Origin of the sequence: Hymenobacter terricola, from assembly GCF_017921975.2 — a bacterium.
In the GTDB taxonomy this organism is placed as follows: domain Bacteria; phylum Bacteroidota; class Bacteroidia; order Cytophagales; family Hymenobacteraceae; genus Hymenobacter; species Hymenobacter terricola.
The window spans coordinates 1-2,776 of sequence record NZ_JAGEMO020000170.1 but is presented as its reverse complement, the minus strand read 5'-3'; the positions used below and the strand labels follow the sequence as shown (position 1 = coordinate 2,776).

The following is a 2,776-nucleotide window of genomic DNA, read 5'->3' as shown; positions in this document are numbered from 1 at the left end:
CTCGTAGAGAAAGCTCCAGTCGACGAGCTCCGCGAGCCGGCGGTAGAGGTTATGGGGCCGTACCCGCTCACTGAGCCGAAAGCGAACCACCTCCTTGTCGAGAAACAGCTTCTTGCCTTGCATCTTCCCTCTACGAACCCGGGTTCTGCAACAGCCACGACCGTTTAAGTGAACTGCAGCGGTCACTTAGAGGCTGGGGTAATCGAAGCGTTGGAGCTACGTGGGGTCGCTTAGGCCAAGAAACGCCGGGTTTCTACCTTTAGCGTTTCCGTCACCCAAAAATCACCCCCGTGAAAGGAACGCTGCTTTTCCTCTTGGCTACGTTACCCGCCTGGGCGGCGGCTCAGGCGAACGAAGCCTCGCTGCTCAAGGCCCAAAAGGTCACCAAGCTTCGCGTCTACGCCGGAACCCGGCTGGCCGCAACGGAACGGTACGACCCCAGCGGAAATGTGCTCGCTTCCTCGGACGACAGCTTTTTAGCGGAGACGATTCGCCACTCCCGCGCGCAGCAATTCAACGAAGAAAACCACGTGCTGTGGTCGAAAACCACGCATTCCGCCATGAAGGATACCACCTTTTGGCGCTATCACTACAACGAACGGCAGCAGTTGATCTCCGTCACCGACGGGTACACCGGAAAAGAGGTGCAGCGCTTGGCGTATGATCCGGCCGGCCGCTTGGCGCGGAAAACACGCGCGGCGGCCACGGGGCAAGTCCTGAGCGAGGAACGATTTGCCTACGACGAAAAAGGCCATGAAACAGAGTCCACCATCGACGGAAGCGGCATCAACGGGCGGGTCAAACGAACCTCGTACGACGACCAGGACCGGCCGATCCGGGAGCAACTCTTTGACAAGGGAAAGCTTTTCTTCACCCAACTCACGGAATACCGGTCCGACGGGCAAAAAAGCCAGGTGCTCTACGTGGAGTCCGAAGGAACCACGGGCGTGGCGTACCGGTATGGCGACAACAACCGGTTGTTATCGCGGCGCCATTTCACCCGCGACCACCGCCGAGAAGTCACCACGGGAACGGAAGCGTTTACCTACACGCCGGCGGGCCTAATAGAAACGTTTGCGGAGGACATCTTCTCCTTCAGCCATGCCAAAAGGACGTTTTTCTATCAATACAATTAGCGAAAGAGCAACCTTATCCGATTGTCTCGGCGCAGGGGACATCCAAATCTAGCGCCCAATTATACTTTCCCTTTGCGCTTCGGACCCTTTTGCTGAACTCTGAACAGTCAAGGGTCATTGGGTTTCGTGCATTCATGATGGGGCGCCCCGGGCCGCAATCGGGTTACTTTTTGCCCCGTTGCCGATAGAGGGGTACCCTGCTGCTTGTTTTATGAAACCGTCCCCTTGGGCCGCCCTGCGCAAACTGCTTGTCCTGCTGGTCGGTGTCGGGGCGGGGTTGTACTTTCTCGGGGTGGTGGGCCTGGCGCTGCTGTTTACGCTGCCGTTCCTCGGGGCACCCCCGGGGGAGGTGGCCCTGTCCAGGGCCAGCGAGCGGTCGGTGGCGGTGTACGTGCGCAACAAAGGCTACGTGCCGCTGCGCGTCTCGTGCGGTTTGCCCCTGGCCCCAGACCGGGACACCGCTTGGTGGCGGGGCCAGCGCCCGGGTGCCGGGGAACACGAGCCCCGCGGCTCCTACTTGGTCCGGGCCGTGGTGCGCCGCGTGCAGGTGCCCCCCGGTGCCGACCCCTTGCTTGGACTCTACGAGCCCCTGCTCGTGCTGGCCCCTATGGACACGGTGTACTGGAACCCCAACCCGCACTGGGGGATGGCCGGGGCCGCGGTGGAAAGCTCCCAACACCGCGCCTGGGAGCGGCGCTACGCGCAGTGGCGGGCGCGCACACCAGGCGCGGACGGCCCCCCGGCCCAAAACTGGCGGCACATGTCCGCCGGCCGGCTCGTGGGCCCGGACTCGGCCCGGGTGACGCTCTTCGTGCGACCGGACAGCACCCTGCTGGTCGGTTGGCGCACCCAACCCGGCCCGGCCTTCGCTGAGGTTCCAGAGACCGGCCCCGGGGCGGAATACAGCCTGCCGCCGTTGCAGGTGCAGGGCCCAGCTGCCCTGCGACCAACGCTGGTGCGGCCCGCCGAGTGGCTCCGCGCTGCGGCGACCGCCTCGCCGACCCACTCCTCCTGCCACGTACACTACTTCGATTACTACTAATTCAGACCCTCCTATTTTTGAACGGGCTGTGTTTACCGACCCACCGTTTGAATGAACGTCAATAAGGTTCATAGTCAGTTTCTTCACCCTTGCACCTTTTCCCTGATTATGAAACCCGACCCCATTTTCCTACTTGGCCTGACGCTAGTGGCCCTATGCGGTCCTGCTTCCGCCCAAACAACGCCAACTCCTGCACCCAATACCTCCCCGGGGAAAGGAGCCCCTCACCCCAAAAGGGCCGCCGCTTCCCCGCGCACGGTCACGGTGCCGATGTCAGCCGTGAAACTAGACACCGCTGCCTTTCATCGCGGACGCCCCGCTGACGCCATTCTACTCCGCGTCCAGGACCTTCCACCTTATCGAAAAACTAAAGGAGGAAGTCGTTCGAGAAAATAAAGGAGGAGGTCGTTCGAGCATCCGCTCGTTTTGCTAATCGGACCGTGGCTGTTGCAGAACCCGGGTTCGTAGAGGGAAGATGCAAGGCAAGAAGCTGTTTCTCGACAAGGAGGTGGTTCGCTTTCGGCTCAGTGAGCGGGTACGGCCCCATAACCTCTACCGCCGGCTCGCGGAGCTCGTCGACTGGAGCTTTCTCTACGAG

At 61.6% G+C, this 2,776-nt stretch carries 2 protein-coding genes; both read left to right on the top strand.

What is annotated here, in order from left to right; genetic code table 11:
- Positions 1-290 precede the first annotated feature (290 nt).
- Positions 291-1,136 (top strand): hypothetical protein, encoded by an 846-nt coding sequence (locus J4G38_RS28080; RefSeq protein ID WP_210522214.1) that lies wholly within the window; start codon positions 291-293, stop codon positions 1,134-1,136.
- Between the two features lie 349 nt (positions 1,137-1,485).
- Positions 1,486-2,178, top strand: coding sequence for a hypothetical protein (locus tag J4G38_RS28075; protein ID WP_210522215.1), 693 nt, complete (start codon positions 1,486-1,488; stop codon positions 2,176-2,178).
- The last annotated feature ends 598 nt before the right edge of the window (positions 2,179-2,776 follow it).